Genomic DNA, 21827 nt, shown 5'->3' on the forward strand with positions numbered 1-21827 from the left:
ATGAGATTATTATTCTCCTATATTGAACGAAATTTCAACGAGGACACCATGCGTCTCATCCCCTGCACAGAAGAAGCGCACTCCGCCGCGATCCTGGCCATCCTCAACGAGGCCATCGTCACTTCTACCGCGCTGTACGACTACAAGCCGCGCACGCCAGAGAACATGGTCGCGTGGTTTGCCACCAAGCGCGCCAACGGCTTTCCCGTGATAGGTGCCGTGGACGATGCCGGCAAGCTGCTGGGTTTCGCCAGCTACGGCACGTTCCGTGCCTTTCCCGCCTACAAGTACACGGTGGAACACTCGGTCTATGTCGACAGCGCGCACCGCGGCGAGGGCCTGGGCCGCACGCTGATGGAGGCGATCATTGCCGAGGCCATCGCGCGCGACGTGCACGTGATGGTCGGTGCCATCGATGCAGCCAACGCCGGCAGCATCGCGCTGCACGAGCGCCTGGGCTTCGAGCATTCGGGCACGGTGCGGCAGGCCGGTTTCAAGTTCGGCCGCTGGCTCGACGTGGCCTTCTACCAGCGCATTCTTGCGACGCCGATGAATCCGGTCGACGGTTAGCAGCTAGACCAGCGCGAAGAAGCGCATCACCACCTCGGCCGGGTGGCGCACACCGGCGCCGACGAACATGCGCTCGTTGATCCACTTCAGCGAAGGCGAGGCGGTCTCGAAGCGCGGGCTGCAGCGAAAGTACACCTGCGACGGATCGACCGGCTCGCCGCGCAGCAGCTTGCCCATCACCTCGGGCGAGGCCGAACGCACTGCATGGTTCTGCACGTAGACCATATCGCCGGCATCGGTCTCCAGTCCATAGCGCGCATCGAGCTCGGAGAGCGTGTCGCTCACTATCAGCTGAAAGTCGCTGCCGCCCGGCAGCACGCGCGCCCGCCAGCCGTGGCCGATGGCTTCGCCGCCCGTGATCGGCACCACGCGGCGCAGTCCGCGCGGGCTGTTGCCCAGCACCTGCGGCACGCCCACCTCGACGCGCAGGTCGACGAAGTGCTCGAGTGCGGGCGCTGCAATGGTGTCGAACACGCTCATCGCCGGGAGCCGCTCAGGCAGCGGGTTTTGCTTCGGCGCTGGCGCGGTCCAGCATCTCGATGGTGCCCGCGTCGAGCTTCAGCTGCGTCGCGACCACGAGCTCTTCGAGCTGCGCGATGGAGGTGGCGCTGGCAATGGGCGCCGTCACGCCCGGCCGAGCGATCTGCCAGGCGATGGCGACCTGGCCCGGCTTGGCGTTGTACTGCTGGGCCACCTTGTCGAGTGCGTCGAGGATGCGCAGGCCGCGCTCGTTGAGGTACTTCTTCGTGGTGTTGGCGCCGCGCGCGCTCTTGGCGGCATCGGCCTCGGTGCGGTACTTGCCCGTGAGGAAGCCGGCGGCCAGAGCGTAGAAGTTGATCACGCCCACTTCGCGCTTGATGCACAGCGGCTCCAGCGCATCTTCGAACACGGCGCGGTCGTACAGGTTGTACAGCGGCTGCAGGCTTTCATAGCGGGCGATGCCCAGGCGTTCCGACACGTCGAGCGCTTCGGCCAGCCGCGGCGCGCTGTAGTTCGAGGCGCCGATGGCGCGCACCTTGCCTTCCTTGATCAGGTCGTCGAAGGCGCCGAGCGATTCTTCGAGAGGCGTGCTGGCATCGTCGTCGTGCGACTGGTAGAGGTCGATGTAGTCCGTCTGCAGGCGCTTGAGCGAGGCCTCGACGGCTTCGCGGATGTACTTTGGTGCCAGGCCCACCTTGCCTTCGCCCATCGGCTTGCCGACCTTGGTGGCCAGCACCACGCGGTTGCGCTTGCCGCTGTGCTTGAGCCACTTGCCGATGATCGTCTCCGACTCGCCGCCGGTGTGGCCCGGCACCCATGCCGAATACACGTCCGCGGTGTCCACGAAGTTGAAGCCCGCATCAAGCCAGGCATCGAGCAGCTTGAACGACGCAGCTTCGTCGACGGTCCAGCCGAACACGTTGCCGCCGAAGGCGAGCGGGGAAACCAGGAGGCCGGAGCGGCCGAGCGGGCGGAGTTGCGACATGTCGAGTGTTCCTGAAGAAGAAAGGGATGAGACGAAGGATCAGACGAAGCCCACGGCGCCCAGCGCCGCCCCGGCGCCGAGCAGCCAGAGCAGATGAATGCGCGTGCGCCAGACAATAAGGGCGGAAACGCCGGTCAGCAGCCACAGGTGCCAGGCAGGCGCATTGCCGGCATGGTTTCCCGCAGCCAGCACCCAGCCGGTGGCAATCAGCAGGCCCACCACCACGGGCGCCATGCCCTGCTTGAAGGCGCGCACCTCTCGGCGCGTGCGGTTGCGGTGGCCCCAGCGCGTGGCGAAGTAGGTGAGGGTGGTGCTCGGCAGCATGATGCCGACCATGGTGAGCATCAGCCCGAAGAAGCCGAGCAGCCAGGCCGAGGGCCCGGCGCCGATGCCGCCGCCCGCGTTGAGCCCGACGTTCCAGCCCATCAGCGCCACGAACAGCACGTTGGGGCCGGGCGCGGCCTGCGCGATGGCAATCGAGGAGCTGAACTGCGCGTCGGTGAGCCAGCTGTGCTGGACCACGAGGTAGCGGTGCATGTCGGGCACCGTGGTGATGGCGCCGCTGATCGACAGCAGCGACAGCAGCGCGTATTGACCGAACAGGGCCAGCCAGTCGTGCCATTGCATCGTGATGGTCATGGCGCGATCTTCTTCCAGGTCCACACGCAGGCGACGCCGCCGACCACCAGCAGCACCCATCCGAGCGGAATCTTGAACACCGCAATGGCCACGAACACCAGCGCCATGAAGGAGAGGCAGGTTGCAAAGCCCAGCGGATGCTTGCGCAGCTGCGGCACCAGCTTGATGCCGGTCGCGGCAATCAGTCCGCCCGACACCGCGCCCATGCCGCGCAGCGCGGCCGCCACCTGCGGGTTGCCGGCGAAGTGCGCATACAGCACGGCCAGCGCAAGGATGACGACCAGAGGGATGGTCAACATGCCCGCCAGGGCGGCGAGCGCGCCGCGCAAGCCGAAGTAGCGGTCGCCGATCATCAGCGCGAGGTTGATCACGTTGGGACCCGGCATCACCTGCGCCACTGCCCAGTCTTCGAGGAACTGCTCGGGCGTGAGCCATTTCTTCTTCTCGACCATCTCGCGCTGGACGATGGCGAGCACACCGCCGAAGCCCTGCAACGCGAGCCAGGTGAATGAAACAAAAAGGTCGCGTGGCGACTGGGGCTGGGCAGCGGGGGGAGACGGGTGCATGTGGAGCGATTATCGTAGGCACGCTTTCAACATGCCGGGCGCCGGATCGACATGGCGCCGGGCGATTCCACAGGGACACTTCAGCATGGTCAAGCAACTGCGCGCACTCTTCGATCTCTGCCAGCGGGCCTTCAACTCCTGGTCGAACGATTACGCCCCGAGCATGGGCGCCGCGCTGGCCTACTACACTGTGTTCTCCATTGCACCGCTGCTGCTGATCGTGATTGCGGTGGCCGGCCTGGTCTTCGGGCAGGAGGCCGCGCGCGGCGAGATCTTCGCGCAGCTCTCGGGCCTGATGGGCGAGCAGGGTGCGGCGGCGGTGCAGGGCATGCTGAAGGCCGTCAACAAGCCGGCCGAAGGCATCGTCGCCACGGTGATCGGCATCGGGCTGCTGGTGCTGGGCGCCACCACCGTCTTCGGCGAACTGCAGGACGCGCTCGACCGCATCTGGCGCGCGCCGGCCCGCGCCAAGAACAAGGGGCTGTTCAACATGCTGCGCGTGCGGATGCTGTCGTTCAGCATGATCATGGGCATCGGCTTTTTGCTGATGGTGTCGCTGGTGGCGAGTGCGGCGCTCGCGGCCCTGGGCAAGTGGTGGTCGCCGGTGTTCGGAGCGTGGGAGACAACGGCGCAGGCCGTCAACTTCGTCTTCAGCTTCGCGATGGTGACGGCGATCTTCGCGATGATCTACAAGATCATGCCGCGCGCCAAGGTGCAGTGGCGCGACGTGTGGGTGGGGGCGGCAGTCACGGCGCTGCTCTTCACCGTGGGCAAGCACCTGATCGGGCTGTACATCGGCAAGAGCAGCGTGGCCTCGGGCTACGGGGCGGCGGGCTCGCTGGTGGTGGTGCTGGTGTGGGTCTACTACTCGGCGCAGATATTCCTGCTGGGGGCCGAGTTCACCTGGGTCTATGCGCGTACCTACGGCTCGATGAAGGACACGAATGGCATCGCCGACCTGAACCCGTCGCCGACGCGCAACGTGCCGCTGCCGCACAACGACACCTGAGCCTCGCTTCAGCCGGCGAAGCCGCCTTCGTCGAGGTACTTCTGCTCTTCCGCCGTGGTGCTGCGCCCCATCATCCTGTTGCGGTGCGGAAAGCGGCCGAAGCGCGCAATGATGTCCCGGTGCAGCACCGCGTAGCGCTGCGTATTGGCGTCGAGCGCCGCGTTGAGTTCGACCGAGCGCTCCTGCTCGGCCAGCACTTCGGAATGCATGAAGGGCAGGTAGAAGAAACGTCGCAGCACCGGCTCGCACTGCAGGTCGAAGCCTGATTCGACTGCCTGCTTCGCCACGGTCAGCGCCTTGCCGTCGGTGGCCAGCATGTGCGGGCTGCCGCGCCATGTGTTGCGGGGAAACTGGTCGAACAGCACCAGCAAGGCCAGGGCGCCTTCGGCATCGGATGTCCAGTGGTCGAGCTCGCCGCGGGCTGCGGCCTGATGGGCGTGCGAGAAGCGGGCGGCGAAGTCGGCGTCGAAGGCGTCGTTCTTGGCAAACCAGCGGTCCGGGCCGGCTTCGCGCCAGAAATCGACCACGTCGCGGGCGGTGGGGAGGGCGTTGAAAGTCATCGTTGCATTTTCTTTCAGCCTTTCAGCCCTTTATCAGCCGTTAGGCGGCCGTCAAAGTCGGGGTGGTGGCCGACAAGCCAAGCCCGCCGTGCTGCCTATGCTGTGGAGGCTTTCATAACTCAGGAGATCAAGCTCATGACCAAATATGGCACCCTTTTGCGCGCAGCCCTCATCACCGGGGTGGCCAGTGCCGCGCTGGTCGGCTGCGGAATGATGTCGAAGTCGAACGTCGCGAGCTTCAGCGGCGCGATGAACGCAGCCAGCGAAGTCCCGCCCAACATGACGCGCGGCAGCGGCATGGCCGAGGCCTGGCTCGACCGCGACACCAACGTGCTCAAGTACAAGATCACCTACACCGGCCTGAGCGGTCCGGCCACCATGGCGCACTTCCACGGCCCGGCCGCCGCGGGCGCCAATGCGGGCGTGGTGCTGCCCTTTGCCAACCCGGCGAGCCCGATCGAAGGCCAGGCCACGCTCACGCCGGCACAGGCCGCCGACCTGTCCGCGGGCAAGTGGTACGCCAACGTGCACACCGCCGCCAACCCGGGCGGCGAGATCCGCGGACAGATGCTGCCGAAGATGTGACATCGTCCCGGGGGCAACAACCCCTGGTCAGGTTGGTGTCGCGGGGCTGGTGTCAAATGAACGCATGACGACGACACCACCGAAGAAGAAACCCCGTGCCGCCTCCTCCAAGCCCCTCAACCCTTTTGCTTCGCGCCGCGAAGACATGCGCACCGCCCGCAAGGCGCTGGTGCTGCAGGGTGGGGGCGCGCTCGGCGCCTACCAGGCCGGCGTGTATGCGGCGCTCAGCGAAACCGAGCTGCAGCCGCACTGGATTGCCGGCGTCTCCATCGGCGCCATCAACGCGGCACTGATTGCGGGCAATGCACCGGAAACGCGCGTCGACCGGCTGCGCGAGTTCTGGCACCTTGTGTCTTCGGGCCCCTCGCAGCGCCTGCCCTCTTGGCTGGGCGACCGGGCCCTGCAGAACCAGTACAGCGCCACCATGGCCTCACTGGTGGGCATTCCGGGCTTCTTCGAGCCGCGGTACTCGCCGGCCTTCCTGATGGGCGGGGCGGCGCCGCTGCTGAGCTATTACGACACCTCTGCCCTCAAGTCCACTCTGGAGCGCCTCGTCGACTTCGACCGCATCAATGCCTGCGAGGCACGCTTCAGCGTGGGCGCGGTCAATGTGCGCACCGGCAATTCGGTGTACTTCGACAACACGCGCCAGCTCATCGGGCCCGAGCACATCATGGCCAGCGGCGCGCTGCCGCCGGGCTTCGCGCCAATCAGCATCGATGGCGACGACTACTGGGACGGCGGCATCGTGTCGAACACGCCGCTGCAGTACGTGCTCGACACGCATCCGCGCAGCGAGCCGCTGGTGGTGCTGCAGGTCGACCTGTTCAATGCGCGCGGCGAGATGCCGCGCACCATGGCGGGCGTGATGGAGCGGCAGAAGGACATCACCTACTCCAGCCGCACCCGCATGAACACCGATGCGCTGGCCGCCAACATGAACCTGCAGCAGGCGATTGCCGACCTGATCTCCAAGCTGCCGGCAGGCCTGCGCAACGACCCGAGCGTGCTCGCGGTGCAGTCGCAGCTCACGCACGAGCCCATAGACATCTTCCACCTGATCTACCGCGACAAGCCCTACGAGTTGGAGTCCAAGGACTACGAGTTCTCGCGCGCCGCCGTTGAAGAGCACTGGGATTCGGGCGCGCGCGACATGCGCAACACGCTGGCCCACCCCGAGACGCTGCGTGCCGACGCAACCGTCAACGGCGTGACCACCTTCGACCTTGGCGAGCACGGCTCGGGGCGCGTCAAGCGGCCGGGCCTGTCGCGCTGACACGGACGATTCAGCCTCAACTAAGAAACCAGCGCGAGACTGGGCCGTCACTTCACTTCAACAGGAGGAAATGTTTTCATGAACATTGAAGATGTGCGACGAACGGCATTCGCGATGCCGCTGACCAATCCCGCCTTTCCGCCCGGCCCGTACCGCTTCGTGCGGCGCGAATTTCTCATCCTCACGTACCGCACCGACATGGACGCCCTGCGCGCCGTGGTGCCCGAGCCGCTCGAAGTGGTCGAGCCGCTGGTCAAGTACGAATTCATCCGCATGCCCGACTCCACCGGCTTCGGCGACTACACCGAGTCGGGCCAGGTCATTCCGGTGCAGCTGCGCACCGCCAGGGGAGTGGAGAAGGGCGCGTACGTGCACGCGATGTACCTCAACGACCATCCGCCCATTGCCGGCGGCCGCGAGCTCTGGGGCTTTCCGAAGAAGCTCGCCTCGCCGGTGCTCGACTACGAGACCGACGTGGTGGTCGGCACGCTCGACTACGGCAAGGTGCGCGTCGCCAAGGCCACGATGGGCTTCAAGCACCGCGCGCTCGACCCCGAGCCCATCCTCGCGGGCATTGCGCAACCCAACTTTCTGCTCAAGATCATTCCGCACGTCGACGGCACGGCGCGCATCTGCGAACTGGTGCGCTATCACATGGTCGACGTCACGCTGCACGGCGCATGGGGCGGGCCCGGCTCGCTCGAACTGCACCCGCATGCGCTGGCGCCCGTGGCCGACCTGCCGGTGCTCAAGGTCGAATCGGCCGTGCACTACATCGCGGACATGACGCTCGCACTCGGCACGGTCGAGCACGACTATCTCGCCTGATTCTTGCTGCCCTTTTCAAACCCGACTCTTACCAAGGAACATCACCATGCAACTCAAGGACAAGGTCGCCTACATCACTGGCTCGGCCAGCGGCATCGGCAAGGAAATCGCCATCCTGTTCGCGCAGGAGGGCGCCAAGATCATCATTGCCGACCTCAACAAGGAAGCGGCCGACGCCACCGCGGCCGAGCTCAAGGCCACGGGCGCACAGGCCATCGGCGTAGGTGTCGACGTGACGAACGAAGACCAGGTCAACGCCTCGGTCGAAGAGGGCGCTGCGGCCTTCGGCGGCATCGACATCCTCATCAGCAACGCCGGCATCCAGATCGTTCACCCGGTGGAAGAGTTCAGCTTCGCCGACTGGAAGAAGATGCTCGCCATTCACCTCGACGGCGCCTTCCTCACCACGAAAGCTTGCCTGAAGCACATGTATGCACAAGGTCGCGGCGGCAGCGTGATCTACATGGGCTCGGTGCACTCGAAGGAAGCCTCGCTGCTGAAGGCTCCTTACGTCACCGCCAAGCACGGTCTCATCGGCCTGGCCAAGACGGTCGCGAAGGAAGGCGCCAAGCACGGCGTGCGCGCCAACGTGATCTGCCCGGGCTTCGTTCGCACGCCGCTCGTCGAAAAGCAGATTCCCGAGCAGGCCAAGACCCTGGGCATCAGCGAGCAGGAAGTCATCAAGAACGTGATGCTGAAGGAAACGGTCGACGGCGAATTCACGACCACGGAAGACGTGGCGCGCGTCGCGCTGCTGTTCGCGGGCTTCCCTACCAATGCACTCACCGGCCAGTCGCTGGTGGTGAGCCACGGCTGGTTCATGCAATAAGCAGACGCTACAGCTTCAACTCCCAGGTTTCACCGACCTGTGGCGAGCCGTAGCCCTCGTGCGGCTCCGACTTGGTGAGCTGGAAGCCGCGCTTGGCGTAAATGCCGCGTGCGGCCACCAGGCAGCTGTTGGTCCACAGCACCATCTTCTTGTAGCCCTTGAGGCGCGCGAAGGCGATGCATTCGTCCACCAGCTTGCCGCCCAGGCCGAGCCCGCGCGCGGCGGGCGCGAGGATCAGCAGGCGCAGCTGCGCCACCGCGGCCGACTTGCGCACCACGAAGATCGCGCCCACCCGCTCGCCGTTGAGCTCGGCGATCCAGCAGCGCTCCCACTCGGGCTGGAACTTGAGCAAAAACTCACCCGCGATGCCGGCCACCAGCGCCTCGAAGGTGCTGTTCCAGCCGTACTCGCGCGCATAGATCTCGCCGTGCTGCTGCACCACCCAGCCGATGTCGCCGGGTGCCGGGTCGCGCAGGATGGCGGCCTGGGTCTTGGCCGGGGCGGCTTCGGGGTCGAGCAGCGACTGCACCGTGCCCATGGCCTGCACCAGCTGCTGGCGCTGCGGCGGCGCGAGCGAGGCGAGCAGGGCGGTGGCCTCTTCGCGCGATTTCTGTTGCAGCGGCGCGAATGCGGCGTGGCCGGCCTCGGTCAGGCGCAGGACGCTCTGGCGCGCATCGCGCGGATGCGGCTCGCGCGTGAGCCAGCCTTCGTTTTCGAAGCGGCGCAGGATGCGGCTCATGTAGCCCGCGTCGAGCCCGAGGTCGCGCCCGATTTCGCTCGCGACCGCCACTTCGCGGTGCGCCAGCTCGTACAGCACGCGCACGTCGGTCAACGACATGGCGCTGCCTAGGTAGGGGTCGAGGGCGCCGATGCGGCGGGTGTAGAAGCGGTTGAATTGACGGATCGCCTTGACGGCGGCGGGGTCGATGGAGGGTAAAGTGGCTGACATGGTTGCCATTGTCATTCAGAAGGTTGACTTTGGCAATTAATTGAGGCCCCGAAGGGGCCCGGTCACAGGATGTTTGCCGCGACAGACATGATGGAAAACCCTAAAATCGAGGGTTGCCCACAACGGCGCTCCCACGGCGCTGTCTACTCTCACCGATGAACGCCCCCGTCGACGTCTCCTTTTTCGCGCGCGCCGCCAAGCCGCTGACCAGCTACCGCAAGTACTGGGCGGCCCGTTTCGGCACGGCCAAGTTCCTGCCGACTTCGCGCAAGGAAATGGAAGCGCTCGGCTGGGACAGCTGCGACATCATCGTGGTCACGGGCGACGCCTACGTCGACCACCCCAGCTTCGGCATGTCGGTCATCGGCCGCATGCTGGAGGCGCAAGGTTTCCGCGTCGGCATCATCGCGCAGCCCGACTGGCAGAGCGCCGAGCCCTTCAAGGCACTGGGCAAGCCGAACCTGTTCTTCGGCGTGACTGCCGGCAACATGGATTCGATGATCAACCGCTACACGGCCGACCGGAAGATCCGCAGCGACGACGCCTACACCCCCGGCGACGTCGGCGGCTCGCGCCCCGACCGCGCGGCCATCGTGTATTCGCAGCGCTGCAAGGAAGCCTGGAACGACGTGCCGATCATCCTCGGCGGCATCGAAGGCAGCCTGCGCCGCATCGCCCACTACGACTACTGGTCGGACAAGGTGCGCCGCTCCATCGTCGTCGACTCGAAGTGCGACCTGCTGCTGTACGGCAACGCCGAGCGCGCCATCGTCGAGATCGCGCACCGCCTGGCCGCCAAGGAGCCGGTGCAGCAGATCACCGACGTGCGCGGCACCGCCTATGTGCGGCGCGAAACGCCCGAGGGCTGGTTCGAGATCAACTCCACCAGCGTCGACGAACCCGGCCGCGTCGAAGCGCACGTCAACCCCTACCTGATGGTGTCCGACCAGGCCAAGGCCAACGGCGCCACCTGCGCGAAGGAAGACGAGGCTGACGCCGTTGCCAAGGCGGCCGAAGCCGCCGGCTCGGTGGTCAACCCGGCCATCAAGCCGCTGAACTTCGTGCCCAACCCGGCGCTGCAGCCCCGCGGCAAGATCGCCGTTCCGCCGCGCGACCGTTCGGTGATCCGCCTGCCGGCCTACGAACAGGTGCGCAGCGACCCGGTGCTCTACGCGCACGCCAACCGCGTGCTGCATCTCGAAACCAACCCGGGCAACGCCCGCGCGCTGGTGCAGGCGCACGGCGAAGGCGCCACTGCGCGCGACGTGTGGATCAACCCGCCGCCCATTCCGCTCACCACGGCCGAGATGGACCACGTGTTCGACCTGCCGTATGCGCGCAGCCCGCATCCGAGCTACGCCGACGAAAACGGCAGCCACGACGGCGCGACCAAGATCCCCGCGTGGGAAATGATCCGCTTCAGCGTGAACATCATGCGCGGCTGCTTCGGCGGCTGCACCTTCTGCTCGATCACCGAGCATGAGGGCCGCATCATCCAGAGCCGCTCGGAAGATTCGATCATCAAGGAGGTCGAGGCCATCCGCGATTCGGTGAAGGGCTTCACCGGCACCATCTCCGACCTCGGCGGCCCCACGGCCAACATGTACCGCATCGGCTGCAAGTCGCCCGAGATCGAATCGGCCTGCCGCAAGCCCAGCTGCGTGTACCCGGGCATCTGCCCGAACCTCAACACCAATCACGACCCGCTGATCAAGATCTACCGTCGGGCGCGTGCATTGAAGGGCATCAAGAAAATTCTCATCGGCTCGGGCCTTCGCTACGACCTGGCCGTGCAGTCGCCGGAGTACGTGAAGGAGCTGGTGCAGCACCACGTTGGCGGCTACCTGAAGATCGCGCCCGAGCACACCGAGCAGGGCCCGCTCACGAAGATGATGAAGCCCGGCATCGGCAGCTATGACAAGTTCAAGCAGATGTTCGAGAAGTACTCGGCCGAGGCGGGCAAGAAGCAGTACCTGATTCCGTACTTCATTGCCGCGCATCCGGGCACCAGCGACGAGGACATGATGAACCTCGCGATCTGGCTCAAGAAGAACGGCTTTCGCGCCGACCAGGTGCAAACGTTCTACCCGAGCCCGATGGCCACGGCCACGACGATGTACCACACCAACAAGAACCCGCTGCGCAAGATCACGCGCGAGAGCGAGACGGTGGACATCGTGCGCGGCGACAAGCGCCGCCGCCTGCACAAGGCCTTCCTGCGCTACCACGACGCCAACAACTGGCCGCTGCTGCGCGAGGCGCTCAAGAGCATGGGCCGCGCCGACCTGATCGGCAACGGCAAGCACCACCTCATCCCGACGTGGCAGCCGCTGACCGATGGCGGCTACACGAGCGCGCGTCGCAAGAATTCGACCGTCGCACCGGCGGTCAACAAGTCCGCGCCGGTCAAGCTGACGCCGGTGAAGCCCTCGAAGGGCCGCATCCTCACGCAGCACACCGGCCTGCCGCCACGCGACAACGGCTCGGCCGCGGCGCCGCGCAAGGCTGCCGGCCCGGTACGCGGCAGCATCCGCAAGCCGCGCTGAGTTTCAGAACGCCAGCAGTCCCGCTGGCAGCAGCTTGCCGACCCAGGCGCCCACGGCCGCCATGTGTGCCAGCACCGTGGCCCAGTAGCCCGCCATGAAGCTCGCCTTGCGCACCTTGTGGCGAAACAGCCGCTGCGCGACCCAGGCGCCCGGCCAACCCCCGATCAGCGAGAGCAGGTGCAGCGTTTTCTCCGCGGTGCGCCAGCGGCCTGTTTCGGCTGCGTTCTTGTCGAAGCCGTAGATGAAGAAAGTCAGCAGGCTGAGCAGCGCCAATACGCCAAGCGCGATTGGTGGAAGGCGTGCTGCCCACACGCCATAGCCGAGCAGCGCGCCGTACGCCACGAGCAGAAGAACCATCGGCAAAGGGGACGAAGAAGAGGCCGAGGAACGCACCGAGCGATCAGGTTGCCGGCGAGGCGGCGCGGACCTCCGCTGCGGTTGTGATTGCGGCTGCCGCTGCCGCGCCGCACCGGCTGCCTGCACCGACATCGCACGCGGCCCCTTGCCGCCCACATGGATCTCCTCGAAGTTCACCCTCATGCCGACCTGCGGCGTGGTGCCCCGGTCGGTGAAGTCGCGCAGGTGCACGAACACATCGGCGGAGATTTCGGGGCAGCGGATGAAGCCGAAGCCCCGGTCTTTCTCCCATCGAACTAGCGTGCCCTGGCGTTTCATCGGCGGGATTCTCGCCGCTATGCGTACTGCATCTCGCCATTTCCGAACGACCAGTTCTCCTTCGCCACCTCGACGAGGTTGATGAAGACATCCTCGCGCCGGATGCCCAGCCGGGCGTGCAGATCGTCGGCCACGCGCTTGTAGAAGGCTTTCTTCATCTCCGTCGTTCTTCCGTGATTCAGCGTGATCTGGATCAGCACGAAGCCCGGCGAGTAGACAACGCCGAGGTAGCTTGCCGGATGGACCAGCTCGCGTGCCTCGTGCCGCGTGATGACCTGGAACTTGTCGTCTTCCGGCACGTTGATGGTGTCCCGCATGGCCTGATAAATGAGATCCCCGATGGCCGGACCCAGGGTCTCGGGGCTGTCATTGGAAAGATCGATCCGGACGAGTGGCATCTGTGGTTCCTCGAAAAAGAGTGGAAGCCTAAGGTACATCCCGTATCGATCGGCCATGGCGGGCGCAATGCCGCTGTTGGTGCGGCGCAGCAAGCCCACGCAGTCCGACTGAAGGCGAGGGTGGGGCGGTCCGCTGTATGGTGTGGTCCATGAGCAGTTCGTACTACCCGTCGGCTTCATGGACGATGCGCACCCTGGCGGGAGCGCTGCTGCTACTGCTCGCAGCCTCGGCGCAACAGGCGCTTGCCGCCGCACCGGAGAATTCTTCCGCCCAGGCGCTGCGCGCCACGCACCAGCGCTTGAGCGACAAGCTCGACAAGAGCAGCTTCGGGCGGCCCGTGCAGCTCGATTCCATGGAGACGGCCGATGGCCTGCAGGGCGACGTCTACGCCGTGGTCGAGCATCCGCTCGCGGAAATCGGCACCGCGCTGAAGGGGTCGGCCCACTGGTGCGAGGTGCTGACCCTGCACATCAACAACCGGCGCTGCAGCACGGCCAGCGGCCCGCAGGGACGCGAGATGCTGACGCTCTACGTGGTGCGGCGCTATGACAAGCCCATCGACCAGGCCTTCGAGCTGCCGTTCGTCTACCGGGTCGCCAGTGCCACGCCCGAGCACCTGATGGTCGAGTTGTCGGCCGAGAGCGGGCCGCTGGGCACCAGCAACTATCGCGTCACGCTGGAGGCCGTGGCGCTCGACGAGCGCAAGAGCTTCCTGCACTTCAGCTACAGCTATGACCACAACACCATGGTGCGGCTGGGCACCATGGCCTACCTGGCGACCTTCGGCAGCGACAAGGTGGGCTTTACCGTGCTGGGCAAGACGCCGGAAGGCCAGCCCGACTACATCCGCGGCCTGCGCGGGCTGGTGGAGCGCAATGCGATGCGCTACTTCCTGACGCTGGACGCCTACCTCTCGGCGCCGGGGCCGGAGCAGGCCGACCGTCGGCAGCGTCGCTGGTTCGCGGCGGCCGAGCAGTACCCGCGCCAGCTGCACGAAGTCGATCTCGACACTTACCTCGCGCTCAAGCGCGAAGACCGGCAGCGCGACGGCGCCAGTCGCTGATGAATCAGCTGGCCAGCGTGAGCAGCGGCACGTCGCGCTCGCGACTCATGGCTTCGAGTTCGGCGCGCGTGCGCGTCGCCAGCCATGCGGCCAGCGCTTCGTGCGTGGCCGGCGCCAGCATGTCGCGCGAGTCGATCTGCGCCGCCTCGCAGAGCCGGCTGGCGAAATGCGGCTCCAGCGCGGCAACGGCCACGCGGCCATCGGCGCAGGGGTAGACGCGGTAGCCGGCATGCGCGCCGCCGACCGTGCCCGAGGGTTGCGTCAGCCCCCAGGTGCGGGGCAGGGCGAGCCAGTCGGCCGAGGCGTTCAGCGCCACTTCGAGGTACACGCCGCCCGCCTTGCGCGACTGCAGCAGCATGGCCTTCAACACCGCTTCGCTTGCGAGCAGTGCGCCGCCCATGTCGGCGTAGAGCGTTGGCGGCAGTTCGGTGCCGGTGACCAGTCCGCTTTCGGCGAGATAGGTCAGGTCATGGCCCGGCTCCTCGGCGCGTTCGCCCGGCGCGCCGACGATGGCCACTTGCGACAGCGACGGATGGCGCGCCTGCAGCGCAGGCCAATCGAGGCCGAGCTTGCGCAGCGCGGAAGGGCGGAACGAGGTGAGCAGCACGTCCGTCTTCGCGAGTTCGGCGTGCAGTTGCTGCTGGCCCGCGTCCGTCTTCAGGTCGGCCGTTTCGATGGCGATGCCTTCGTGCAGTGCGGCATACGCGGGCTTGTTGTAGAGCGCCATCGGGTCGCCGCCCGGCGGCTCGAGCTTCAGGCAGGTGGCGCCCATTCCGCGGCAGCGCAGCAACGCGGCCGGCCCGGGCAGGTTGAGCGCAAGGCTCAGCACGCGCACGCCTTCTAGCGGCTGGAAGGAGTCTTGGGTGGGGCTGGACATGGGGCGTCGATCCGGAAAACAGGCCAGCAGCCATTCTCACCCGTGCGGAGTGGGAAGCCAGATTCCGCAAGCCGCCATCGAGGCGGCGCGCGTAGCATGCGCCATGGCAGCGCTCGTCCTTGCCGCTGCCGCAACGACCAAGGAGACGAAACATGTTCGAAGCTTCCCTGATGAACGGCCAGCGCATCCTCGTGACCGGCGGCGGCACGGGCCTCGGCCGCGCGATGGCCGAGCGCTTCCTGAGCCTTGGCGCCGACGTGGCCATCTGCGGCCGGCGCCAGTCGGTCTGCGAAGAAACCGCGGCCGAATGGCGGCAGCAGTTCCCGGGCCGGCGCATCGACACCTTCGGCGTGGACATCCGCATCGCGCAGCAGGTCGACGAGATGGTCGAGAGCCTGTTCCAGAGCGGCGGCCTCACGGGGCTCGTCAACAACGCGGCGGGCAACTTCGTCTCTCCGACCGAAAACCTCTCGCCGCGCGCCTTCGACGCCATCGCCAACATCGTGTTCCACGGCAGCTTCTACGTGACGCAGGCCGTGGGCAAGCGCTGGGTGGCCCAGGCCAAGTCGGGCCAGTGGAAGCAGGGCGATGCCTTCCGCAGCGTGATGAGCATCATCGTCACCTGGGTCGACAACGGCAGCCCCTACGTCGTGCCCTCGGCCATGAGCAAGGCCGGCATCGAGGTGATGACCAAGTCGCTCGCGGTGGAGTGGGCGCGCCACGGCATCCGCCTGAATGCCGTCGGCCCCGGCGAGATTCCGACCGAGGGCATGAGCAAGCGCCTGAACCCTGGCGAGGAGCCCGGCGCGCGCAGCAAGCAGAGCAACCCGATGGCGCGCACCGGCCGCATGAGCGAGCTGCAGAACCTCGCTTCCTTCCTGATGGCGCCGGGGCAGTGCGACTGGCTCACGGGCCAGAGCATCATGATGGACGGCGGCAATGCGCTGGCCACCGGCGGCAACTTCTACGAACTGCGCCAGTGGAGCGACGCCGACTGGCTGGCCGCGCGCGAACGCATCGAGGCGCAGAACCAGAAGGACAAGGCGCAGCGCTGACTACTTCTTTGGCGTCCTGGCCGCCTGCACGGTGACGTGCTTGTTCACCGGGCTCGACAGCACCAGCGACGTTGTTACCGAGCCGTCGACTGCCAGCGCGTCCACCACGCGCTCCAGGTCGGCCGGCTCGGCGATCGCGCAGCGCACGATGAAGCAGCTTTCGCCGGTCACGCGGTCGGCGCTCAGCACCTCGGGCATGGCGTCGAACAGCTTCAGGTACTTGGCGATGCCCGCGTGCGTGGTGTCGATGCGGATGATGGCCTGCAGGCCCACACCCAGCGCGCGCAGGTTGACGCGCGCGCCGTAGCCCTCGATCACGCCGGCCTCTTCGAGCTTGCGCACGCGCTCGCTCATGGCCGGCTGCGAGAGGCCGATGCGCTTGCCCAGCGCGGCCAGGCTCTGGCGCGCGTCGGCCTGCAGCGCTTCGAGGATCTGCCGGTCTTTCCTGTCGATGTTCATGCGAGGTTCGCTTTGCCCTTGCTCAGTCCGCAATGTCTGCGCCGCGCTCGGCCAGCAGGCTGCGCAGCACGGAGCGGTGGCAGTGCGCTTCGTCCTCGCAGTAGCAGCCTACCGACAGGGCCGTGCCGTGAGACAGCGCGGCCAGCAGGTCGAGGCTGCGGCTCGCGTCGGACTCGGCCATCTCGGCCTTGAACTTGCGCACGAAGGCGTTCCATTGCGCGGGCGAGTCGGCTTTCTGGGCCTCCTGCGCCTGCTTCATCGTCTCGACGGAGGGCGCGAGGTTCGGGTACCACACGTCGTACCAGTCCTGCGAGGCGAACTCGGTCTTCGGAACGCCACGCGGCGGACGGCGCACGGTGCCGACGCGCAGGCCTTCGCCGGGCGCACGCGGGGTGCCCAGGCGGACGATGCGGATGCTCATGGTGTTCTTCCTTTTCCCTTGGGCTTTGAGTCGATGTCTCAGGTGCCGACGATACCGCCGTCGCGCCGGCGTATTGCCAGCGTTGCCGAGCGCGGCCGCGCGCTGCCCGGCTCGGTGCCATCGGGCCAGGCGCTGTTGTGCCTGGTGTCGCCGTCGTCGCGCGCCTCGCCCGGATGCTGGATGTTGACGAACAGCGTGTGCCGGTCGGGCGTGACCACGCAGCCCGTGATCTCGCAGCCGTTGGGCCCGGTAAGAAAGCGCTTGATGCGGCCCGAAGCCGGGTCGGCGCACAGCATCTGGTTGTTGCCCAGCGAGGTGTAGGGCGGCTTGCCGAGCACCTGGCCGCTCAGGTCGGTCTGGATCCAGAGCAGGCCACCCCGGTCGAAGTGCAGGCCGTCGGGAGCACCGAACATGTCGGCATCGCCCGACGGATAGCGTGCGCCGCTGCCGGGCTGTGCCGGATCGCCAGCGAGCGCGAAGTGGTCCCAGGCGAAGCCGGTGCTGGCGGCGTCGCCGCCGTCCTCGCGCCAGCGCAGGATGCCGCCGAAGAGGTTGTTGGCACGCGGGTTGGCCGCGTCGGGGGCGGGCTTGCCGGCGTCGCCGCGCTGGCTGTTGTTGGTGAGGGTGACGTAGACCTCGCCGCTTTGCGGGTGGATGGCAATCCACTCGGGGCGGTCCATCTTCGTGCCGCCTACGACGTCGCCCGCCAGCCGCGCATGGATCAGCACCTCGGCCTGGTCGGCGAAGCCGTGCGCCGCGTCGAGGCCGTCGCGGCCGTGCACGAGCTCGAGCCATCGGCCGCGGCCGCCGGCGTCGTAGCGCGCCACGTGGAGGGTGCCGTCGTCCAGCAGGTGGCGGTTGGCGGCACGAGCGGCGGCATCGGTGCCGGGACGCACCTTCTCGCGGCTGATGAACTTGTAGATGTATTCGAAGCGCGAGTCGTCGCCCATGTAGACCACCAGCCGGCCGTCCCTGGCGACGGTGCAGGTGGCGCTCTCTTGCCGCTTGCGGCCGAGTGCGGTGCGCTTGATGGGCGCGGCGGTCGGATCGAAGGGGTCGATTTCGACCACCCAGCCGAAGCGGTGCGGCTCGTTCGGATGCCGGCTCAGGTCGAAGCGCTCGTCGAAGCGCCAGTACTCGACCCACTGCGAGCCGGCCACCGTGCCGTAGCGGCGCTGCGCCGCCGTCGCGCCCTGAGCCGCTTCCTTCGGGCCGCCGAAATAGCCATGGAAGTTTTCCTCGCAGGTGAGGTAGGTGCCCCAGGGCGTGACGCCCATTGCGCAGTTGGCGAAGGTGCCGAACACCGCGTCGCCCGCCGGGTTGGCGGCAGTGCGCATCAGCGGCGTGCCCGCGGCGGGGCCGGTGATGCGCATCGGCGTGTTGCCGTGCACGCGACGCGCAAAGGGCGAGGGCCGCACCTGCTGCCACCCCTGGCCGGTGCACCGGATCTCGATCACCGAGACACCCATGGCGTGCAGCGACTTGCGCACCTTCTCGGCAGTCCACGCCTTGACGCCGTCGGTGTGCAGCAGTTGCTCGTCGGTGTATTCGTGGTTCATCACGAGCAGGCCGCGGTCGCCGCTTGCGTCGAGCGCGAAGAAGTGCATGCCGTCGTGATGCATGCCGGCCTGCACGGCCTGGTCGTCGGCGCTGTTGCCGGCATCGGGCGCGAAGGCCGGCATGCTGCCCGCGACGCCGGCGGGTGTGCCCCAGGGATAGAGCAATTGCCACTCGTATTCGGGCGGCACGACGATGCCGTCGCGCAACGAGGCCGGCACGCCCGTGAAACCCAGCACGTTGCCGCGGCCCGTGTGCGAGGAAGGCACGGCGCAACCCTGGCCGAAGAGCGCCACCACGGCAGCGGCGGAGCCCGATTGCAGAAGAAAGTGACGACGATCCAGGGGCATGGCAGTGGGTGTTGTTGTGTAGGCGACAGCCACGATCATCGCCGGGCGCCGCACCCGGCGATACTGGCGCGGCAACCGCCCAGGAGACATCGAATGACCGACCGCATCGAATGGACCCGCCACGCCGACGGCGTGGTGGAACTGCAGCTCGCACGCGCCGACAAGATGAACGCGCTCGACCCCGCGATGTTCGACGCGCTGATCGAAGCCGGCGAGGCGCTGCGCGACGACAAGGCGGTGCGGGCCGTGGTGATCTCGGGCCGCGGCAAGGCTTTCTGCGCGGGGCTCGACATGGCGTCTTTCGAGCGCATGCAGCAGCAAGGCGCGGGCTCCGGAGTGCTGGGCGAGGGCGCTGCCGGCGCCGACCTGCTGGTGCGCACGCACGGTATCTCGAACGCCGCGCAGCAGGTGGCGATGGTCTGGCGCGAGGTGCCGGTGCCGGTCATTGCCGCCGTGCATGGCGTGGCCTTCGGCGGCGGCTTGCAGGTAGCGCTGGGTGCGGACATCCGCATCGTCGCGCCCGACACCAAGCTTTCGGTGATGGAAATCAAGTGGGGCCTGGTGCCCGACATGGCCGGCATGGTGCTGATGCGCGAACTCGCCCGCAGCGACGTGGTGCGCGAACTCACCTTCACGGGCCGCATCTTCTCGGGCGAGGAAGCCCTGCGCATCGGCTTCGCTACCCGCGTCACAGCCGATCCGCTGGCCGAGGCGCTGCAGATGGCACACGAGATCGCCGGCAAGAGCCCCGACGCGATCCGCGCCGGCAAGCGGCTGCTCAACGCGTCGGCATCGCACAGCGCAGCCGAGATGCTGCTGGCCGAGTCGGTAGAGCAGAAGGCCCTGATCGGCAGCCCGAACCAGGTCGAAGCCGTGAAGGCCAACATCGAGCGGCGCGCGCCGCGTTTCAGCGCTCCGGCCTGATCCGCCGGGCTCCCGGGCCCGTGCGACTCATCATTTGTGCCCGGGCAGCCGGGTAATCCCCCAGCCCGCCGGGGCCGAACTTCGCGCACCCTCGCACCCCATCTTCTACGGGTGCAGTCGAGCCCGCGTTTGCCTGTGGGCGGGCCCTTCAATCTCGCGCCCAAACAGCCGAAAAGAATGCAAAGTGCTTTTCAAGTGTCTTTGTGTAAGAATTAAGTAGTTGTTTTAAAGGGAGAATGAACGGGAATGGAGGCAATTTGTGTGCAGAAGGTCACGTCTTCCTCTCTGATGGCTTCCGCGGAGGATGGCTCCTGACAGCGCACTCATTAACAATTGAAAGCTTTGCTTAGCGACGGCGATCCTGCATGTCGACGACCACGTTTTTTTGCAACCTCAGCGTGCCCATTCTGGTGGGCGAGGATCGCTACAAGTACATCCCCATCGTGGGGGTCTTTCGCAGCATTCCATTCGATCAAGTCGATGAATGGGTGATGCACCCCGACGGCCAGCCGCGCAGTGACCGCGAGCTGGCGGCCGAAGTTCTTGTCGAGATCCGCAAACCACTCGGTTCGAGTGGACGCACAGCGCCGCACGCTTTCGAAGTGGGAGACATCCTGCAGCTCGACCGCGCCGCCGCGATTGTCGTGTCCACCTTCCTGGCGGCGCTTCCGCGCGTCTGACGCACTCCCTTCAGTCGCACCTGAAGAGCACGCCGCTGCCCGGTGTGTTCGGCGCATCGGCCTGCTCCAGGAAGCGGATCGGATTTCCGTCCTTGCGGCAGTAGGCCTCCGCTTCCTGCGGACTCGCCGCCCGAAGGATCCCGTCGTAGAGACGCACCACGCCGGTCACGGGAGTGGCACAGCCGGCAATGACGGTGGCGAGGGGAAGAAGGGCGGGCAGCAATCGGCGCATGAAAGAAGACGGGTCCGGTGAAAGACCCGCGACTTTAAGCGCTGCTGCTTCCCACCGCCCAATAGAAAGTCGGCCTTGCCCCGTTGAGCAGATGGTCGCCCACCACGCGCCCCTTGTAGATGGTCGGGTTGTGCGACGCCAGCGTGCGCGCATTGCGCCAGTGCCGGTCTAGCCGTCGGTCTTCCTGCAGCGCCGAGGCGCCGCCGATGTCGAACAGCCGCGTGCCCGCCTGCAGCACCGCATCAACGATGCCGGCCTGTGCCTTGGCGGTGTTCAGCTCTACCTCGAACAGCAGGCTTTCGGGCACGGCTTCGCCGCGTTGGCGGAAGCGGTCGACTTCGCCCAGCCCGCGCGCCACGGCCTGCACGGTCGAGGTCGCGATGAACGCCGTGCTCGCAAGCTGGCCGATGACCTGCTGCACCAGCGGATCTTCGCGCGGCGTGTCGCCGCTGCCGTGGCTGTAGACGCGCTTGCGTGGCTGCACGAAGGCCACGGCGTCGCGCACGATGGCGCGGGCAATGCCGGCCAGCGTGGCGAGGTGCGTGAGCTGGAAATGCGCGGTCAGCGGAGTGGGCTGGTCGCGCACGTACAGCAGCACGTTCTCGGCTTTCACCCGCACGTTGCGAAAGCGCGTGGTGCCCGATGCGCTCAGCCGCTGGCCGAAACCGCGCCAGTCGTCCACGCGCTCCACGCCCTGTGCTTCGGCCGGCACGAGCGCAATCACGCGATCGCCGCTGCCGTCGTCGTTCAGGCGCTGGGCCGAAACCGAGATCCAGTCGGCGTACAGCGTGCCGGTGCTGTAGTACTTGTCGCCATCGAGCCGCCACGCGTCGCCGTCGCGCTTCAGCGTGGTCTGCAGTGCCCCGAGCGGGCCTTCGCCAAGCTCGGTGGTGGCGTTGCCGAAGATCACACCCTCGGCCGCGAGGCGCATCCATGGGCCGTGCAGGGCGGGGTCGATCTCCGCGAACAGCCGCTCGATGAAGCCGAAGTGCGCGCGCAGTATCTGCGGCAGGTTGGAGTCGGCTTCGCCGAGTTCGATGAGCAGGTCGTAGAGCTGTTCGACCGAGCCGCCCAGGCCGCCATGTTCGAGCGGCACACGCAGCGCGCCGAAGCGCTCTGCGTTGAGCCAGGCCACGGGCTCGTAGGCGAGCTCGCGTTCGTTCTCGCGCTGCGCCGCATGCTCGGCGATGCGCTGGAACACGGGGCGGAAGCGGGCTGCGAGCTGCTGCGAGGAAGGCGCTTGCACGCCCGGGGCATGCGTTGCGGGTCGCGTCGTTGCTTGGATGGATTCCATGGAGGCTGGGCGGCCCCGG

Annotated in this window: 25 protein-coding genes; 11 read left to right on the top strand and 14 right to left on the bottom strand. The window is 67.0% G+C overall.

What is annotated here, in order from left to right; translation table 11 throughout:
• Nucleotides 1–48 precede the first annotated feature (48 nt).
• A complete protein-coding gene (locus AC07O3_RS01220; RefSeq protein WP_093078113.1) occupies nt 49–570 on the top strand; it encodes a GNAT family N-acetyltransferase in 522 nt (173 codons plus the stop codon).
• Between the two features lie 3 nt (nt 571–573).
• On the opposite strand, the gene AC07O3_RS01225 is transcribed toward AC07O3_RS01220, so the two are convergent.
• From AC07O3_RS01225 to AC07O3_RS01240, 4 genes are read right to left on the bottom strand one after another with little or no spacing between them, the layout of a single operon-like run.
• The gene (locus AC07O3_RS01225; protein ID WP_307614539.1) at nt 574–1050 is read right to left on the bottom strand and encodes a DUF3237 domain-containing protein; all 477 of its coding nucleotides are present in this window, start codon (nt 1048–1050) and stop codon (nt 574–576) included.
• Nucleotides 1051–1063: 13 nt separating this feature from the next.
• The gene (locus AC07O3_RS01230; protein ID WP_354337857.1) at nt 1064–2035 is read right to left on the bottom strand and encodes an aldo/keto reductase; all 972 of its coding nucleotides are present in this window, start codon (nt 2033–2035) and stop codon (nt 1064–1066) included.
• Nucleotides 2036–2074: 39 nt separating this feature from the next.
• Nucleotides 2075–2674 (bottom strand): chromate transporter, encoded by a 600-nt coding sequence (locus tag AC07O3_RS01235; protein WP_093053164.1) that lies wholly within the window; start codon nt 2672–2674, stop codon nt 2075–2077.
• Nucleotides 2671–3240: a chromate transporter gene (locus AC07O3_RS01240; protein WP_093078117.1), complete on the bottom strand. Its 570-nt coding sequence runs from the start codon at nt 3238–3240 to the stop codon at nt 2671–2673. Before AC07O3_RS01240 ends, AC07O3_RS01235 begins: the two co-directional genes overlap by 4 nt.
• Nucleotides 3241–3325: 85 nt before the next feature.
• Between AC07O3_RS01240 and AC07O3_RS01245 the strand changes: the two genes are divergently transcribed.
• Nucleotides 3326–4249: a YihY/virulence factor BrkB family protein gene (locus AC07O3_RS01245; protein WP_426392653.1), complete on the top strand. Its 924-nt coding sequence runs from the start codon at nt 3326–3328 to the stop codon at nt 4247–4249.
• 8 nt (nt 4250–4257) lie between these two features.
• On the opposite strand, the gene AC07O3_RS01250 is transcribed toward AC07O3_RS01245, so the two are convergent.
• Nucleotides 4258–4809: a DUF924 family protein gene (locus AC07O3_RS01250; RefSeq protein WP_495338374.1), complete on the bottom strand. Its 552-nt coding sequence runs from the start codon at nt 4807–4809 to the stop codon at nt 4258–4260.
• 135 nt (nt 4810–4944) lie between these two features.
• Between AC07O3_RS01250 and AC07O3_RS01255 the strand changes: the two genes are divergently transcribed.
• From AC07O3_RS01255 to AC07O3_RS01270, 4 genes are all read left to right on the top strand, one after another.
• The gene (locus AC07O3_RS01255) at nt 4945–5394 is read left to right on the top strand and encodes a CHRD domain-containing protein (RefSeq protein WP_093052127.1); all 450 of its coding nucleotides are present in this window, start codon (nt 4945–4947) and stop codon (nt 5392–5394) included.
• 64 nt (nt 5395–5458) lie between these two features.
• Complete coding sequence (locus AC07O3_RS01260; protein WP_093052123.1) at nt 5459–6670, top strand: patatin-like phospholipase family protein; 1212 nt, start codon at nt 5459–5461, stop codon at nt 6668–6670.
• Nucleotides 6671–6748: 78 nt separating this feature from the next.
• The gene (locus tag AC07O3_RS01265) at nt 6749–7498 is read left to right on the top strand and encodes an acetoacetate decarboxylase (protein WP_093052120.1); all 750 of its coding nucleotides are present in this window, start codon (nt 6749–6751) and stop codon (nt 7496–7498) included.
• Nucleotides 7499–7544: 46 nt separating this feature from the next.
• Nucleotides 7545–8327: a 3-hydroxybutyrate dehydrogenase gene (locus tag AC07O3_RS01270; RefSeq protein ID WP_093052117.1), complete on the top strand. Its 783-nt coding sequence runs from the start codon at nt 7545–7547 to the stop codon at nt 8325–8327.
• Nucleotides 8328–8334: 7 nt separating this feature from the next.
• Here the strand turns inward: AC07O3_RS01270 and AC07O3_RS01275 are convergent, their stop codons facing one another.
• Nucleotides 8335–9285 (bottom strand): bifunctional helix-turn-helix transcriptional regulator/GNAT family N-acetyltransferase, encoded by a 951-nt coding sequence (locus AC07O3_RS01275; RefSeq protein WP_256328887.1) that lies wholly within the window; start codon nt 9283–9285, stop codon nt 8335–8337.
• Between the two features lie 146 nt (nt 9286–9431).
• On the opposite strand from AC07O3_RS01275, the gene AC07O3_RS01280 reads away from it, so the two are divergent.
• Nucleotides 9432–11822, top strand: a complete 2391-nt coding sequence (locus AC07O3_RS01280; RefSeq protein ID WP_495338375.1) for a YgiQ family radical SAM protein — start codon at nt 9432–9434, stop codon at nt 11820–11822.
• A gap of 3 nt (nt 11823–11825) precedes the next feature.
• Here the strand turns inward: AC07O3_RS01280 and AC07O3_RS01285 are convergent, their stop codons facing one another.
• Nucleotides 11826–12497 (bottom strand): DUF1294 domain-containing protein, encoded by a 672-nt coding sequence (locus AC07O3_RS01285; RefSeq protein WP_495338376.1) that lies wholly within the window; start codon nt 12495–12497, stop codon nt 11826–11828.
• A gap of 17 nt (nt 12498–12514) precedes the next feature.
• The gene (locus AC07O3_RS01290) at nt 12515–12895 is read right to left on the bottom strand and encodes a tautomerase family protein (protein ID WP_093052106.1); all 381 of its coding nucleotides are present in this window, start codon (nt 12893–12895) and stop codon (nt 12515–12517) included.
• Nucleotides 12896–13044: 149 nt separating this feature from the next.
• Here AC07O3_RS01290 and AC07O3_RS01295 point away from each other — a divergent pair, with 149 nt between their 5' ends.
• Complete coding sequence (locus AC07O3_RS01295) at nt 13045–13959, top strand: hypothetical protein (protein ID WP_495338377.1); 915 nt, start codon at nt 13045–13047, stop codon at nt 13957–13959.
• Nucleotides 13960–13963: 4 nt separating this feature from the next.
• Here the strand turns inward: AC07O3_RS01295 and AC07O3_RS01300 are convergent, their stop codons facing one another.
• Nucleotides 13964–14836, bottom strand: coding sequence for a CoA transferase (locus AC07O3_RS01300; RefSeq protein ID WP_495338378.1), 873 nt, complete (start codon nt 14834–14836; stop codon nt 13964–13966).
• A 152-nt stretch (nt 14837–14988) separates the two neighbouring features.
• Here AC07O3_RS01300 and AC07O3_RS01305 point away from each other — a divergent pair, with 152 nt between their 5' ends.
• Nucleotides 14989–15891, top strand: coding sequence for an SDR family oxidoreductase (locus AC07O3_RS01305; RefSeq protein ID WP_093052098.1), 903 nt, complete (start codon nt 14989–14991; stop codon nt 15889–15891).
• On the opposite strand, the gene AC07O3_RS01310 is transcribed toward AC07O3_RS01305, so the two are convergent.
• From AC07O3_RS01310 to AC07O3_RS01320, 3 genes are read right to left on the bottom strand one after another with little or no spacing between them, the layout of a single operon-like run.
• Nucleotides 15892–16350, bottom strand: a complete 459-nt coding sequence (locus AC07O3_RS01310) for an Lrp/AsnC family transcriptional regulator (RefSeq protein WP_307614549.1) — start codon at nt 16348–16350, stop codon at nt 15892–15894.
• 22 nt (nt 16351–16372) lie between these two features.
• The gene (locus AC07O3_RS01315; RefSeq protein ID WP_495338379.1) at nt 16373–16771 is read right to left on the bottom strand and encodes a DUF488 domain-containing protein; all 399 of its coding nucleotides are present in this window, start codon (nt 16769–16771) and stop codon (nt 16373–16375) included.
• 38 nt (nt 16772–16809) lie between these two features.
• Nucleotides 16810–18678, bottom strand: a complete 1869-nt coding sequence (locus AC07O3_RS01320) for a PhoX family protein (protein ID WP_495338380.1) — start codon at nt 18676–18678, stop codon at nt 16810–16812.
• A gap of 93 nt (nt 18679–18771) precedes the next feature.
• Between AC07O3_RS01320 and AC07O3_RS01325 the strand changes: the two genes are divergently transcribed.
• Entirely contained in the window at nt 18772–19602 is an 831-nt protein-coding gene (locus AC07O3_RS01325) for a crotonase/enoyl-CoA hydratase family protein (RefSeq protein WP_354337864.1), read from the top strand.
• A gap of 365 nt (nt 19603–19967) precedes the next feature.
• Nucleotides 19968–20282, top strand: coding sequence for a hypothetical protein (locus tag AC07O3_RS01330; protein ID WP_093052086.1), 315 nt, complete (start codon nt 19968–19970; stop codon nt 20280–20282).
• Between the two features lie 10 nt (nt 20283–20292).
• Here AC07O3_RS01330 and AC07O3_RS01335 read toward each other — a convergent pair whose 3' ends face one another.
• Both AC07O3_RS01335 and AC07O3_RS01340 read right to left on the bottom strand, forming a co-directional pair.
• Complete coding sequence (locus AC07O3_RS01335; protein ID WP_495338381.1) at nt 20293–20514, bottom strand: hypothetical protein; 222 nt, start codon at nt 20512–20514, stop codon at nt 20293–20295.
• A gap of 34 nt (nt 20515–20548) precedes the next feature.
• Complete coding sequence (locus AC07O3_RS01340) at nt 20549–21808, bottom strand: acyl-CoA dehydrogenase family protein (protein WP_495338382.1); 1260 nt, start codon at nt 21806–21808, stop codon at nt 20549–20551.
• Nucleotides 21809–21827: the final 19 nt, after the last annotated feature.

This window comes from Variovorax sp. GW821-FHT09D05 (assembly GCF_059416325.1).